Below are 14,483 nucleotides of genomic sequence, written 5' to 3' on the forward strand. Positions count from 1 at the left end.
TTTCCCGCCGTGAAGTCAACTGTTTATTTTCAGATTTCTTCACCTGACAGGCCGGTGTATTTGCCGTTGTGCCGTGTCAGTGGTGGCGCATTATAGGGCGTTAATTCCCGCTGACAACCCCTAATTTCAAAAAACTTTTCAACCGTCTCTTTTTTCAACAAAGCGTGGTAAAAAGCGGCATAAATTGCCGATTTCGCTGTGTTTACCACCACTGAAAGGTATCGAATGGCATACTAGCCAGTGAAATAAAGAGATAAGGAAGTAAAAATGCCGCTAAACGCACAACAACTTGCCGCGCAGAAAAACATCTCCTGGGTTCTGGCTGAGAAACTGGCGCAACAAATCCTGAAGGGAGAATATGCCCCTGGCAGTATTCTGCCGGGTGAGATGGAGCTGGGCGAGAAGTTTGGCGTAAGCCGCACCGCTGTCAGAGAGGCGGTAAAGACATTAACAGCAAAAGGGATGGTGCTCCCGCGCCCGCGTATTGGTACTCGCGTTATGCCGCGCGGAAACTGGAACTTCCTTGATAAGGAACTGCTCTCCTGGTGGATGCATGAGGATAACTTCCAGGACGTTGTTCAACACTTTCTTATTATGCGCAGTAGCCTTGAGCCTCAGGCGTGTCTGCTCGCCGCCACGCTGGGTAGCGCGGAACAAAAAGCATATCTCAACACATTAATGGAAGAGATGGTATTCCTGAAAAAGCACTTCAACCGCGAACGCTGGGTGGAAATCGATACGGCGTGGCATGAACATATCTACGCAATGAGCGATAACCCTTTCCTAATCTCTTTTTCCACGCTCTTCCATTCGGTTTATCACAGCTACTTTACTTCTATTACCCAAAATGAAGTGGTCAAGCTCGACCTTCACCAGGCGATTGTGGACGCCATCCAGGAAAGCGATGGCGACAGCGCGTTCCGGGCGTGCCAACTGTTACTGAATACGCCGAATTAACAGGACATGGTATGACAGAAAAAAAAGCGCGCAGTATGGCCGGCCTGCCGTGGATTGCGGCAATGGCCTTTTTTATGCAGGCTCTGGATGCCACGATTCTTAACACCGCACTTCCCGCAATAGCACAAAGCCTTGGCCGTTCCCCTTTAGCAATGCAATCGGCGATTATCAGCTACACACTGACCGTCGCCATGCTTATCCCTATGAGCGGCTGGCTGGCCGATCGCTTCGGTACACGGAAAGTCTTTATGCTGGCAGTCAGCTTGTTTACCCTTGGCTCGCTGGCCTGCGCACTTTCTAATTCATTATCGATGCTGGTTGTGTTCCGCGTAGTTCAGGGGATTGGCGGCGCGATGATGATGCCGGTCGCACGCCTGGCATTGCTTCGGGCTTATCCGCGTAGCGAATTGCTGCCGGTACTGAACTTCGTCACCATGCCTGGGCTTGTCGGGCCAATTCTTGGGCCGGTGATGGGAGGCGTGTTAGTCACCTGGGCGAGCTGGCACTGGATCTTCTTAATTAATATCCCGATTGGCCTCGCCGGTCTGTTTTATGCGCGCAAATATATGCCGAACTTCACTACGCCACGACGCAGTTTCGATATGGGCGGTTTTTTCCTGTTCGGTTTAAGCCTGGTGCTGTTCTCAAGCGGAATGGAGTTATTCGGTGAGAAGCTGGTCGCCAGTTGGATTGCTTTTACTATCATTCTGAGCGGCATTTTGCTGTTACTGGCCTACGTTCGCCATGCGCGTCGACACCCGACGCCGCTGATATCGCTCAATCTGTTTAACACCCGCACCTTTTCCGTCGGGATCGCCGGGAACATAGCTTCACGCCTGGGTACTGGCTGTGTGCCTTTTTTGATGCCGTTGATGTTACAAGTTGGGTTCGGTTATCCGGCATTGATTGCCGGTTGCATGATGGCCCCCACTGCGCTGGGTTCTATCCTGGCGAAATCCACGGTAACTCAGGTACTGCGCTGGTTTGGCTACCGGAAAACACTGGTTGGTATCACGCTGTTTATTGGTTTGATGATTGCGCAGTTCGCCTTACAAACACCGGCGATGGCAATATGGATGCTGGTGCTGCCGCTGTTCATCCTTGGGATGGCGATGTCCACGCAGTTCACCTCAATGAACACCATTACGCTTGCAGACTTAACCGATGAGAACGCCAGCAGCGGTAATAGTGTGCTGGCAGTAACACAGCAACTGTCGATTAGCCTCGGCGTGGCGGTTAGCGCAGCGGTACTGCGTTTCTATGAAGGGTTTGACGGCACAAACACCGTTGAGCAATTCCACTATACCTTTATTACTATGGGCGCGATTACGCTGATTTCCGCGTTAGTTTTTATGTTGTTAAAAGCAAAAGATGGCCGCAACCTGATTAAAGAACGGCACAAAAAATCAGGCTGAGCCGCGCTCCATCAATATTGGTGTGAGCTGCAAACGCTGCTGTTGCAAACCTGGCTCCGCAATCCGGTGGATAAGCACATCAATCGCCAGCTCACCCAGTTCATCTTTTGGCTGATGAATAGTGGTGAGCGGCGGCGTCATATAGCGCGCCAGTTCAATGTCGTCATAACCGACGATCGCCATGTCCTGCGGGATTTTCAGCCCCGCCTGGTAAAGCGCCTGATACGCGCCAACGGCCATCGCATCATTGCCAATAAATACCGCCTGCGGGCGCTCGTTCATTGCCAGTAATGTCTGCATCGCGTCGAAGCCGCCGCCAAACTCAAAATCGCTCTCGATCTCATCCCCTTCACGAATCACCAACCCGGCGCGAGCCATCGCTTCGCGATACCCTTCCAGGCGCAAACGTGCGGGGGTTTTATCCAGCGGACCAGTAATGCAGGCGATACGCGTATGCCCTTTGCCAATCAGATATTGCGTCGCCATATCGCCGCCGAGCAGCGAGTTGTCCTGAATCAGATCGCTGTCACCATCGAATGGCGCCCAGTCCATCATTACGGTAGGAATTGAAGGGTAGCGCTGCATGATCTCTTGCGAAGGCTGGTGCGTTTCGGTACACAGCAACAGCAACCCATCGACGCGTTTTTGCATCAGAGTTTCCAGGTTGCGATTCATCCGCTGCTCGTCACCTTCGGTGTTGCACAACACCAGGCTGTAACCCCGCTCGAAACAGCTGCGCTCCACGCCGCGTACCAGCTCCGAGTAAAACGGATTGGTACTGGCGGTGATCAGCATACCAATCGTACGCGTCTGGTTGATCTTCAGGCTACGCGCGATAGCAGAAGGCGCGTAGTTCAGCGTCTTGATCGCCGTTTCCACTTTTTCGCGGATAGCCTCACTGACAAAGCGATCTTTGTTAATTACGTGGGAAACGGTTGAAGTAGAAACGCCCGCCAGGCGGGCAACATCTTTCATGGTCGCCAAGCGTCACCCCTGCGAAGAGAGAAAATCGTCAATCTCATTGCGCCACGGCACAGACGGTTGCGCACCCTTACGCGTGACGGCAATCGCCGCCGCCGCATGAGCAAAACGAATCGCCTCATCCAGAGGTTTATCTTCCAGTAACGCGGTTAGCAACGCGCCGTTAAACGTGTCACCCGCCGCAATGGTATCGATGGCTTTCACTTTAAAGCCCGGTACCCGTTTGCCTTCGCCATTAACGCTGGTCCACACACCACGGCTACCGAGAGTAATAATCACCGTGTTAATACCTTTGGCGTGCAGCGCCTGCGCAGCCCGCGCGGCGTCTTCGTCGCTGGCTACCTTAATGCCGGTGAGTTTTTCCGCTTCGGTCTCGTTCGGCGTGATGATATCCACCAGCGCCAGCAGTTCATCGGAAAGCTCGCGCGCCGGAGCCGGATTCAGCGCCACAATGGTATTGTTTTGATGCGCAATACGCGCCGCAGCCAGTACACTCTCAACCGGTGATTCCAGCTGCATTAACAGTGCAGAAGCCTGCGCGATCAGATCATGCTGCGCGTTGACGCGATCAATTGAGAGCGCCGCATTCGCTCCCGCATGAATACCGATAACATTCTCACCTTCACCGTTAACGAAAATCAGCGCAACACCTGTGGATTCGCCCGCAACCACGCTCACTGGAGCAACATCAATATTGTCGCTCTCAAGCTGTTTACGTACGCGCGCACCGGTATCGTCATCGCCGGTACAGGCGATAAACGCAATATCCGCACCGCTACGCCCGGCGGCTACCGCCTGGTTTGCCCCTTTACCGCCAAAAGCCACCTGATACTGGCTGCCCGTCACGGTTTCGCCCGGTGTCGGGAAAGATTCAAGGTTAAGAATGTGATCGGCATTGATACTGCCAAGGACAACGAGTTTGCCTGCGGTTTTCATGATGAGCTTGTCCGTAAAATGCGCCACCTTTCGGTGGCGCGTGCCATGCTTTTCTTTTTTGCATTGTCCCTCAGGTGAAAGGTGTTTGCCCTCCACCAGAATGACGAATTACTGCTTAACCACCAGCTTCAGATCAACCGGGTTTTTGGCGTAGACTTTTTCACCTTTCAGCACTTTGTCTGCGGTATCCACGCCTTTCGCGCCGATCTGCTCCGGCAACTGAGCGATAGTCGCCGCCAGTTTACCGTCGTTAACCGCTTTCACGCCGTCTGGCGTACCGTCGAAACCAACAACCATGACGTCGGATTTACCGGCGGTTTGCAGTGCGCGCAGCGCACCCAGCGCCATTTCGTCGTTCTGCGCGAAAACAGCCTGCACATCCGGATGCGCGGTCAGCAGGTTCTGCATGACGTTCAGGCCTTTAGTGCGGTCGAAGTCAGCCGGCTGGCTGGCCAGTACGTTAAATTTGTGCGCAGCAACTGCCTGCTGGAAGCCTTCACCACGTTCACGCGCAGCGGACGTCCCGGCAATACCCGCCAGTTCAATCACTTTCGCGCCTTCGCCCGCTTTCTTAGCAATGTAATCCCCGGCAATTTTGCCGCCGAGCACGTTATCAGAAGCGATATGGCTTACCACTTCACCGCTGGAAGCCACACGGTCAAGGGTGATCACCGGGATTTTCGCCTGGTTTGCCATTTTCACAGCGTTACCTACAGCGTCGGAATCGGTCGGGTTGATCAGCAGCAATTTGGTGCCGCGCACGGTCAGGTCCTGCACGTTCGCCAGCTCTTTCGCCGGGTTGTTTTGCGAGTCCAGCACCACCAGGTCATAACCCAGTTTGTCCGCTTCTTTCTGCGCGCCATCCTTCAGGGAAACAAAGAACGGGTTGTTCAGCGTGGAAATCACCAGAGCAATAGAGTCTTTCGCCATCGCGTTTGCGCTTACGGTGGCGCTCAGTGCAACAGCAGAAACCAGAGTGGCCAGTTTTTTCATGTTCATTTTCATGAGTCCTGTTGTGTAGGTAATTACTGCTTTTTGTTGTCTACCAGCACCGCGAGCAGAATCACCACTGCTTTAACGATCATCTGGTAATAGGAGGAAACGCTCAACAAATTCAATCCATTATTGAGGAAGCCAAGGATCAGTGCGCCGATTAGTGTACCGACAATACGTCCTTTGCCACCTGCGAGACTGGTCCCACCCAAAACAACCGCAGCGATAGCATCCAGCTCATAACCTGCTCCCGCAGTAGGTTGCGCCGAGGAAAGACGCGCCACTTCAATAATGCCCGCCAGCGAGGCCAGAAGGCCGCACAGGGAGTAAACGATAACTTTAACTTTATCAACGCTGATACCGGACAAGCGCGTTGCGGCCTCGTTACCGCCTAACGCATAGATATAACGACCCAAACGGGTGTGATGCAACAGATACCACGCCGCGATAAAGACGACGGCCATCAGCCACACCGGCGTCGGAATGCCGAACGGGCGACCAATACCGAACCAGCCAAATACGTCAGCGTTATCGGTAAAGCCGGTGTTGATCGGGCTACCGTTGGTATAAACCAGCGTCACACCGCGCAGCAGCAGCATCATCACCAGCGTGGCGATAAACGCCTGTACGCGGCCTTTCGCGACAATCGTACCGGTCAGTGCGCCAACCGCCGCGCCGAGCGCCAGCGCGCCGAAAACCGCCACCAGCGCGTTAACTTCCATTCCCACCAGCGAGGCGGCAACCGCGCCGGTGAGCGCTAACAGAGAACCGACGGACAGATCGATTCCCGACGTTAAAATAACCAGCGTCATACCGACCGCCATAATGGCGTTCACTGAGGTCTGTTGCAGGATGTTTAACAGGTTATTGACGGTAAAAAAGTTCGGGCTCATGGTCGAGACAATCGCAATCAGCACCAGCAGGGCAATCAACGATTTTTGTTCCATCAACCATGCTTTGGTGAAATAACGGCGACCAGAAACAGCCTGGGTAGTCATCTTTTTTACTCCTGATTCACACGATTAAGCTTGCCCACAGCGGCAGCCATCAACACTTCCTGAGTGGCCTGCTCGCGCGTGAATTCCCCGCCGAGATGCCCTTCATGCATCACCATTATGCGATCGCTCATGCCCAGCACTTCCGGCATTTCGGAGGAGACAAGAATGATGCTCAGGCCATCGGCCTTAAACTGGTTAATTAATTGATAAATCTCTTTTTTCGCCCCAACATCGACACCACGCGTCGGCTCGTCGAGGATCAGCACTTTCGGCCGCGTCATCAAACCGCGCGCGATCGCCACTTTTTGCTGGTTCCCACCGGAGAGCAAACCAATGGCCTGCTCCATAGAAGGCGTTTTCACATTAAACAGACGAATAAAATCACTTACCGCCTGCTGCTCATCTTTGTGTTTCAGCGTACCGCCCGCATGGCTGAAGTAACGCAGCGCAGTCAGCGACATGTTCTCTTTCACCGACATGCCGAGGACCAGCCCGTCACGCTTGCGGTCTTCCGAAATATAAACAATACCGTTTGCCAGACCGTCCTGCGGTGAGCGGGTTATGACTTCATGGCCGTCGAGCGTCACATAACCGCTGGTGCGCGGCAGCGCGCCATACAGCACTTTCATCAGTTCAGTGCGCCCCGCGCCCATCAGCCCGGCCACGCCCAGGATCTCGCCTTTACGCAACGTGAAACTGACGTTTTCCACACCCGGCCCGCACAGATTATCGACGGAAAGGCGGATCTCGCCCGGCGCTTTATCCAGCCGCGGATATTGATCTTCCAGTTTGCGGCCAACCATCATTTCAATCAGCGTATCTTCGGTCAGCGTGGCCACTTCGCGCTCGGCGATAAATTGCCCGTCACGAAAGACGGTCACGTCATCGCAAATCTCGAAGATCTCTTTCATGCGGTGAGAAATATAGACGATGCCGCGCCCCTGCGATTTCAGCTCGCGAATAACACGGAACAGCGATTCGGTTTCGGTATCGGTCAGGGCATCGGTTGGCTCATCCATAATGATGACCTGCGATTCGTAGCTCATCACTTTGGCGATTTCGACCATCTGCTGATCGCCAATCGACAGTTCGCCGACCAGCCGCTCGCTGTTAAAGCGCAGATTCAGCTTCGCCAGCAGTTTGTCCGCTTCGGCAAACATCTTTTTCCAGTCGATTTTGCCAAAGCGATTCACAAACTCACGGCCAAGGAAGATGTTCTCGGCGATGGTGAGTTGCGGGATCAGGTTCAGTTCCTGGTGAATGATGCCAATACCGGCTTCCTGGGAGGATTTCGGCCCGCTGAACGTGGTCTCTTTGCCTAACCACAGCAGCGAACCGGCGTCACGGGTGTAGATGCCCGTCAGCACTTTCATCATCGTTGATTTGCCGGCACCGTTTTCACCCACCAGCGCCATCACGCGGCCAGGGTAAACATTTAGCGCCGCGCCGGAGAGGGCTTTTACGCCGGGAAAGGCTTTATCAATGCCTTTGAGTTGTAGTAACGCGTCCATGATGGCCTCAGAAGGTCACGCCAGCACAGAGAATGATATTCGCAAACGGGGAACACTCCCCGCTGCGAATCACCGCATGACTGTCCGCGGTGTGTTTTTTAAATTGCTCGTGCGTAACGTACCGCACATCGATGTTATTTCCCTGGTGTTTTTGCAGCTGCTCAATATGCTTGAGCAACGTTTCATGGAGCTGCGGATTATGCTGCTTAATCTCCGAGGCGATAATCGCGGACTCAACCTGCATTTCCGCCGTCACCACTTCCAGTACTTGCATAAAGGAAGGCACGCCTTGAGTGAGTGCCATATCAATGCGTTGGGTGTTACGCGGTACCGGCAACCCGGCATCACACACCACCAGCGAATCAGTATGACCAAGACGAGAGATGACTGACGAGATGTCAGCGTTCAGCACACGACCTTTTTTCATTTTTTATGCTCCATCAGCGAAACGTTTCGCTGTATTGCAGTGTAGTACGAAGAATGTGCAGAAAACTATCTTGCCGTTACAGAAGTGTGATCGATATCGAAACGTTTCGCTTGTCGAATTGATGAAAAAAACAGCTTTCCTGTTTTAAGTGAAATAGCCAGTAATTAATAGCAAAAACCCCTCATAAAGAGGGGTTTTGTTAGCATTAAATTTCGACCTGCGTTCCCAGCTCTATCACCCGGTTTGGCGGGATCTCAAACTGGTCTGGTGCGCGCAGCGCGTTACGCTGCAGTACCAGATAAAGCTTCCCGCGCAGACGCAAATACCAGGGGCGTTTACCCAGAATCAACGATTCATGCGACATAAAGAACGAGGTTTCCATCATGCGACAGTTCAGCCCTTCCAGCCCGCAGCGGTGGAACACTTCTTCCACGTTCGGCGTTTCGCGCCAGCCATAGCTCGCCACCACACGCCAGAAGGTTGGCGACAATTGCTCAATCTGTACGCGGCGCACATTGTGCACATACGGCGCATCTTCAGTACGCAGCGTCAGCAGGATCACGCGCTCATGCAGCACCTTGTTGTGCTTCAGGTTATGCATCATCGCGAACGGGATAACATTCAGTGCACGCGACATATAAACCGCGGTTCCCGGTACGCGCACCGGCGGTGATTTCTCCAGCGAGGCAATCATTGCCTCCAGAGAGTTACCATGTTCATGCATACGGCGCAGCAGACGGAAACGCTCGCTCTTCCAGGTCGTCATCACCATGAACATCACCAGCCCAAGGGTTAATGGCAACCAACCACCGGAGACGATTTTGTCGAGGTTCGCCGAGAACAGCGGCACATCGATAGAGAGGAATAAGAGCAGAAGCAGCCCCACCAGCACTTTGTTCCAGTGCCAGTTTTTGCGTGCCACCGTGGTGGAGAGAATCGAGGTCAGCACCATGGTGCCGGTCACGGCGATGCCATATGCCGCCGCCAGGTTACTGGAGTGCTCAAAGCTGACAATCACCAGCACCACCGCAAAGTAAAGCAGCCAGTTAATGAACGGGATATAGATCTGCCCGGATTCCATCTCCGAGGTATGGATGATACGCATCGGTGCCAGATAACCCAGACGTACGGCCTGGCGCGTCAGGGAGAACACGCCGGAAATCACCGCCTGCGAGGCAATCACCGTCGCCAGCGTGGCAATAATCAGCATCGGGATCAGCGCCCATTCAGGCGCAAGCAGGAAGAAGGGGTTTTTAATCGCTTCCGGCGTTTTCAGCAATAACGCGCCCTGACCAAAGTAGTTCAGCACCAGCGACGGCAATACCACAATAAACCACGCCACGCGGATCGGCAGCTTACCGAAGTGCCCCATATCCGCATACAGTGCTTCCACCCCGGTGATAGAGAGCACGACCGCACCCAGCGCCACAAAGGAGATAGCTTTATATTGCAGGAAGAAATTCACCGCCCACATCGGGTTCAGTGCCTGCAATACTTCAGGGTTGGCAATAATACTACGTGCGCCGAGCACCGCGAGAATCAAAAACCACGCCAGCATAATGGGCGCAAACAGCTTCCCCACAAGGCCTGTACCGTGTTTTTGAATCGCGAACAGCAGGGTTAACACCACAATCGACAGCGGCACAATCCAGTCGTCGAGCGAAGGCGCGATAATTTCCAGCCCCTCTATTGCCGACATCACCGAAATCGCGGGGGTTATCACCACCTCGCCATAAAAGAAGCTGCCGCCAATCAGCCCCATGATCACCAGCACCGAGGTCATCCTTGCGGAGGTATTGCGCCCGGCCAGCGACATCAACGTTAAGATCCCGCCTTCACCGGCGTTATCCGCCCGCATGACGAAGGTCAGGTACTTAATGGAGACGACAAAAATCAGCAGCCAGAAGATGAGCGACAAAAAGCCGAACACAGCATCGCGCTCAACGCCAAAACCAAACTGACCAGACAAACATTCACGAAGTGTATAAAGTGGGCTGGTGCCGATATCACCGTAGACAACCCCAATCGCCGCAAGCGTAACCGCAGGTAATGATTGCTTATTATCAGTGCTCATAGACTAATCTTTTGATTGAATGCCAAAATGTGTGCTTAGTCCCTTGGCCCACAAAAAGCGCACAGTATGCACGATTATTTGTGAAATCGTACCCCTAAATGCGGCCACATTAATCTGGCGCAAAGAAAATAAAGCCGTTCTTCAGTCTATTACAAGCCCTTTCAGGAACGTCTATACTCGCTTTTGCAAGCCGGATAACACGGCGAAAGGACGCAAATCTATTATGGCTCACTCACATTTATTAGCAGAAAGAATTTCCCGCTTGAGCAGCGCGCTGGAAAAAGGGCTTTTTGAGCGCAGCCACGCCATTCGCCTGTGTTTGCTGGCGGCACTAAGCGGTGAGAGTGTGTTTCTTCTTGGCCCGCCGGGCATTGCCAAAAGCCTGATTGCTCGCCGTCTGAAATTTGCCTTCAAACATGCCCGCGCTTTTGAATATTTGATGACCCGTTTCTCGACGCCGGAAGAGGTGTTTGGCCCGCTTTCCATCCAGGCATTAAAAGATGAAGGGCGCTACGAGCGCTTAACCAGCGGCTATTTACCGGAAGCTGAAATTGTCTTTCTGGATGAAATCTGGAAAGCAGGTCCGGCCATTCTCAACACGCTGCTGACCGCGATTAACGAACGACGTTTTCGCAATGGTGCCAGCGAAGAGAAAATCCCCATGCGCTTGCTGGTGGCCGCCTCTAACGAACTGCCGGAAGCGGATAGCAGCCTTGAAGCGCTGTATGACCGCATGTTGATTCGCCTGTGGCTCGACAAAGTGCAGGAGAAGGGCAACTTCCGCTCGATGCTGATTAGCCAGCAGGATGAGAACGACAACCCGGTGCCTGCGGAGTTGCAAATCACTGATGACGAGTACGCCAGCTGGCAACAGGAGATCAGCAAGGTCAAACTACCGGATAATGTTTTTGAGCTTATCTATACGTTGCGCCAGCAGCTTGATGCATTGCCGAGCGCGCCGTATGTTTCCGATCGTCGCTGGAAAAAGGCCATCCGCCTGTTGCAGTCCAGCGCCTTTTTCAGTGGCCGCGATGCGGTCGCGCCGATTGATTTAATCTTGCTGAAAGATTGTCTGTGGCACGACGCTGAAGGCATGCGCCTGCTGCAACAACAACTGGAAATTTTGATGACCGGGCACGCCTGGCAACAACAATCGATGCTCGCGCAGCTCACCACTATTTCGCAGCGCCACCTGCAACTTCAGCAACAGCAAAGCGACAAAACGGCGCTTAAAGTGAGCCGCCAGGGCGGGATGTTCAGCCGACGCCCTCATTACGATTTACCCGCCGATGTAACCGAACCGGTGCTGACACTCCTCTTGCAAAAGCCGTTAAAATTGCATGATTTGCAGGTTATTCACGTCACCCTTGAACGCAGCGCGCTGGAGCAGTGGCTGGCGAAAGGCGGTGAGATCCGCGGCAAACTTAACGGCATTGGTTTTGCGCAAGTACTGAATCTGGAAGTGGATGCCAGCCTGCATCTGTTGATCCGCGACGTCAGTCTGCAAGGATCGCGTCTTGCCCTGCCCGGTGGCAGTACCTCAGAAAATGTGCCGGAAGAGATCAAGCAACAACTGGAAGCGCTGGACAACACCTGGCACCAGCAGCACACCCGTTTTAGCGAGCAGCAAAAATGCCTGTTTATTGCCGCCGACTGGTTAGGTCGCATTGAAGCCAGCCTGCAGGATGTCAGAGCGCAGATCCAACAGGCGCGGCAATGCTAACGCTGGAAACACTCAATGTAATGCTCACTATCAGTGAGGAGGCGTTGGTTGAAGAACTGATAGTTCTGCTGCTGGCGTCCCCGCAACTGGCGCTGTTTTTCGAAAAATTTCCCAAACTCAAACACGCCATCACTGAGGATGTTCCGCGCTGGCGTGAAGCGCTAAAAAAGCACCTCAAAGAGAGTGAAGTGCCGCCAGAGCTGGCGCAAGAAGTGTTGAGCTACCAGCAAAGTCAGCTGCTTTCAACGTCGCAATTTACTGTTCAGTTGCCACAAATTCTGGCTTTGCTGGATAAGCTGCGCTCGCCTTTCGCAACACAAGCGAGGCAAATGGTTGCCGATAACCCGGTCTTTACGCCCGCGCTGCATACTCTGTTTTTGCAACGCTGGCGGTTGAGTCTGGTGGTACAAACCACCGCTTTCAACCAGCAGTTACTGGAAGAAGAGCGCGAGCAATTGCTCAGTGAAGTGCAGGAACGCATGACGCTCAGCGGCCAGTTAGAGCCGGTGCTGATCGAAAATGAAAACGCCGCAGGCAGGCTATGGGATATGAGCGCCGGTCAGCTTAAACGCGGTGATTATCAGTTGATCGTTAAGTATGGTGATTTTCTCAAAGAACAACCGGAACTCCAGCAGCTCGCGGAACAACTTGGCCGCTCACGGGAAGCCAGGTCGGTGCCGCGAAAAGATGCGCCAATGGAAACCTTCCGCACCCTGGTGCGCGAACCGGCTATCGTACCGGAGCAGGTTGACGGGCTGCATCAGAGCGACGATATTCTGCGCTTATTGCCGCCGGAACTGGCGACGCTGGGTATCACCGAACTGGAGTACGAGTTTTACCGGCGGCTGGTGGAAAAGCAGTTGCTGACTTACCGCCTGCATGGCGATGCCTGGCGGGAAAAAGTGACAGAACGCCCGGTTGTTCACCAGGATTTTGACCAGCAACCGCGCGGCCCCTTTATCGTCTGTGTCGATACATCCGGTTCCATGGGCGGTTTCAACGAACAGTGCGCCAAAGCGTTCTGCCTCGCACTGATGCGTGTGGCACTGGCGGACAAACGACGCTGTTTTATTATGCTGTTTTCCAGCGAAGTGGTGCGCTATGAACTTACCAGTGCGCAGGGGCTGGAGCAGGCGATCCGTTTTCTCAGCCAGCGCTTTCGCGGTGGCACCGATCTGGCGAGCTGTTTTCGCGCGATCATCGAACGGATGCAGGGCGGAGAGTGGTATGACGCGGACGCGGTGGTGATTTCTGATTTTATCGCCCAGCGCCTGCCGGACGATGTCGTTAATAAAGTGAAAGAGCTGCAACAGGTTCATCAGCATCGCTTTCACGCCGTGGCGATGTCGTCGCACGGCAAGCCCGGCATCATGCGTATCTTCGACCATATCTGGCGCTTTGATACCGGGATGCGCAGCCGCCTGTTACGGCGCTGGCGGCGTTAAAGCAGGCCGGAAACCTGCTCGCGAACATGCGCAGGCCACACGCCGCACTGCACTTGCCCGATGTGCGGTAATTGCAGCAGCAGCATGGTAAGACGCGATTGACCGATCCCGCCGCCGATCGTTTGTGGCATCTCACCGCGCAGCAGCGCCTGGTGCCACTCCAGCTGTAAGCGATCTTCATCACCGGTCAGCTTCAACTGCCGTTTTAAGGCGTCGGCATCAACGCGAATGCCCATCGACGACAGTTCCAGCGCGTCTTCCAGTACCGGGTTCCACACCAGAATATCGCCGTTCAGACCGCTGAAACCCGTTTCCGCCGGCGTACTCCAGTCATCGTAATCCGGCGCACGCACATCATGGCGCTTGCCGTCGCTAAGTTTGCCGCCAATGCCCATCAGGAACACTGCGCCCAGCTCTTTCGCGATCGCTCTCTCGCGCCCTTTGGCATCGAGATGCGGAAAGCGGCTAAGCAGCGTTTCGCTATGTACAAAGTGGATCTGTTCTGGCAGGAACGGTACCAGGCCAAATCGCTCGCTAACGGCAGCTTCAGTCTCTTTGATCCCTGACCAGATCGCCTCAACGGTGCTTTTTAAGGTTGCCAGCTGACGCTGATCGTCACCCAACACACGTTCCCAGTCCCACTGATCCACATAAACGGAGTGAATAGAAGAAAGGCGATCTTCATCCGGGCGCAGGGCTTTCATGTGCGTGTATAGCCCTTCACCAGCACTGAAGTCATGCTGGCCCAGCGTCTGGCGTTTCCATTTAGCCAGTGAATGCACCACTTCGAAACGGGCATCCGGCAGCGTTTTCACATTGACCTGTACCGCTTTTTCACACCCCGACAGGTTATCTTGCGTGCCATCACCCACACGGCTAAGGATCGGCGCCTGAACTTCAATCAGGCCCAGTTTCTCCTCCAGCTGGCGAGAGAAAAAAGATTTCACGAAAGCAATCTGGCGTTGTTTTGCGATGTAAGCGGTTTTCATTATGTCACTCCTGTGTCCTGTTGCTATTCATTAA

At 53.9% G+C, this 14,483-nt stretch carries 12 protein-coding genes; 4 read left to right on the forward strand and 8 right to left on the reverse strand.

The window, feature by feature from the left end:
- Positions 1–267: 267 nt before the first annotated feature.
- Together BN2591_RS13160 and mdtD are read left to right on the forward strand one after the other, a co-directional pair.
- Complete coding sequence (locus tag BN2591_RS13160; RefSeq protein WP_086872156.1) at positions 268–957, forward strand: FadR/GntR family transcriptional regulator; 690 nt, start codon at positions 268–270, stop codon at positions 955–957.
- A gap of 11 nt (positions 958–968) precedes the next feature.
- Positions 969–2,372 carry a multidrug transporter subunit MdtD gene (gene mdtD / locus BN2591_RS13165; protein ID WP_086872158.1) on the forward strand — a complete coding sequence of 468 codons (1,404 nt, stop codon included), beginning with the start codon at positions 969–971 and terminating at the stop codon, positions 2,370–2,372.
- Here mdtD and rbsR read toward each other — a convergent pair.
- The 7 genes from rbsR to kup all read right to left on the reverse strand — a co-directional run bounded on the left by rbsR (position 2,364) and on the right by kup (position 10,292).
- On the reverse strand, positions 2,364–3,356 hold the full coding sequence (gene rbsR / locus BN2591_RS13170) for a ribose operon transcriptional repressor RbsR (protein ID WP_086872160.1): 993 nt from the start codon (positions 3,354–3,356) through the stop codon (positions 2,364–2,366). The genes mdtD and rbsR overlap by 9 nt on opposite strands.
- Positions 3,357–3,359: 3 nt before the next feature.
- Positions 3,360–4,289 carry a ribokinase gene (rbsK, locus tag BN2591_RS13175; protein WP_086872163.1) on the reverse strand — a complete coding sequence of 310 codons (930 nt, stop codon included), beginning with the start codon at positions 4,287–4,289 and terminating at the stop codon, positions 3,360–3,362.
- 108 nt (positions 4,290–4,397) lie between these two features.
- Positions 4,398–5,288 carry a ribose ABC transporter substrate-binding protein RbsB gene (rbsB, locus tag BN2591_RS13180; protein WP_086872165.1) on the reverse strand — a complete coding sequence of 297 codons (891 nt, stop codon included), beginning with the start codon at positions 5,286–5,288 and terminating at the stop codon, positions 4,398–4,400.
- Positions 5,289–5,314: 26 nt separating this feature from the next.
- Positions 5,315–6,280 carry a ribose ABC transporter permease gene (gene rbsC / locus BN2591_RS13185; protein ID WP_086872167.1) on the reverse strand — a complete coding sequence of 322 codons (966 nt, stop codon included), beginning with the start codon at positions 6,278–6,280 and terminating at the stop codon, positions 5,315–5,317.
- Positions 6,281–6,285: 5 nt separating this feature from the next.
- Positions 6,286–7,791: a ribose ABC transporter ATP-binding protein RbsA gene (rbsA, locus tag BN2591_RS13190; RefSeq protein WP_086872169.1), complete on the reverse strand. Its 1,506-nt coding sequence runs from the start codon at positions 7,789–7,791 to the stop codon at positions 6,286–6,288.
- 7 nt (positions 7,792–7,798) lie between these two features.
- Entirely contained in the window at positions 7,799–8,218 is a 420-nt protein-coding gene (gene rbsD / locus BN2591_RS13195) for a D-ribose pyranase (RefSeq protein WP_086872171.1), read from the reverse strand.
- A gap of 205 nt (positions 8,219–8,423) precedes the next feature.
- Entirely contained in the window at positions 8,424–10,292 is a 1,869-nt protein-coding gene (kup, locus tag BN2591_RS13200; RefSeq protein ID WP_086872173.1) for a low affinity potassium transporter Kup, read from the reverse strand.
- Between the two features lie 223 nt (positions 10,293–10,515).
- Here kup and ravA point away from each other — a divergent pair, with 223 nt between their 5' ends.
- Together ravA and viaA are read left to right on the forward strand one after the other, a co-directional pair.
- A complete protein-coding gene (ravA, locus tag BN2591_RS13205) occupies positions 10,516–12,015 on the forward strand; it encodes an ATPase RavA (protein ID WP_086872175.1) in 1,500 nt (499 codons plus the stop codon).
- Positions 12,009–13,460 (forward strand): ATPase RavA stimulator ViaA, encoded by a 1,452-nt coding sequence (viaA, locus tag BN2591_RS13210; protein ID WP_086872177.1) that lies wholly within the window; start codon positions 12,009–12,011, stop codon positions 13,458–13,460. The genes ravA and viaA overlap by 7 nt, the downstream gene beginning before the upstream one ends.
- On the opposite strand, the gene asnA is transcribed toward viaA, so the two are convergent.
- Positions 13,457–14,449: an aspartate--ammonia ligase gene (gene asnA, locus BN2591_RS13215; protein ID WP_086872179.1), complete on the reverse strand. Its 993-nt coding sequence runs from the start codon at positions 14,447–14,449 to the stop codon at positions 13,457–13,459. The two genes, viaA and asnA, sit on opposite strands and share 4 nt — an antisense overlap.
- Positions 14,450–14,483 lie beyond the last annotated feature (34 nt).

Source organism: Kosakonia pseudosacchari (genome assembly GCF_900184035.1).
Classification (GTDB): domain Bacteria; phylum Pseudomonadota; class Gammaproteobacteria; order Enterobacterales; family Enterobacteriaceae; genus Kosakonia; species Kosakonia pseudosacchari.

Bases quoted from the DNA above. Each gene is read 5' to 3' on its own strand.
- BN2591_RS13160 (WP_086872156.1), top strand. From the start codon at position 268: ATGCCGCTAAACGCACAACAACTTGCCGCGCAGAAAAACATCTCCTGG.
- mdtD (WP_086872158.1), top strand. From the start codon at position 969: ATGACAGAAAAAAAAGCGCGCAGTATGGCCGGCCTGCCGTGGATTGCG.
- rbsK (WP_086872163.1), bottom strand. From the start codon at position 4,289: ATGAAAACCGCAGGCAAACTCGTTGTCCTTGGCAGTATCAATGCCGAT.
- rbsB (WP_086872165.1), bottom strand. From the start codon at position 5,288: ATGAACATGAAAAAACTGGCCACTCTGGTTTCTGCTGTTGCACTGAGC.
- rbsC (WP_086872167.1), bottom strand. From the start codon at position 6,280: ATGACTACCCAGGCTGTTTCTGGTCGCCGTTATTTCACCAAAGCATGG.
- rbsA (WP_086872169.1), bottom strand. From the start codon at position 7,791: ATGGACGCGTTACTACAACTCAAAGGCATTGATAAAGCCTTTCCCGGC.
- rbsD (WP_086872171.1), bottom strand. From the start codon at position 8,218: ATGAAAAAAGGTCGTGTGCTGAACGCTGACATCTCGTCAGTCATCTCT.
- kup (WP_086872173.1), bottom strand. From the start codon at position 10,292: ATGAGCACTGATAATAAGCAATCATTACCTGCGGTTACGCTTGCGGCG.
- ravA (WP_086872175.1), top strand. From the start codon at position 10,516: ATGGCTCACTCACATTTATTAGCAGAAAGAATTTCCCGCTTGAGCAGC.
- viaA (WP_086872177.1), top strand. From the start codon at position 12,009: ATGCTAACGCTGGAAACACTCAATGTAATGCTCACTATCAGTGAGGAG.
- asnA (WP_086872179.1), bottom strand. From the start codon at position 14,449: ATGAAAACCGCTTACATCGCAAAACAACGCCAGATTGCTTTCGTGAAA.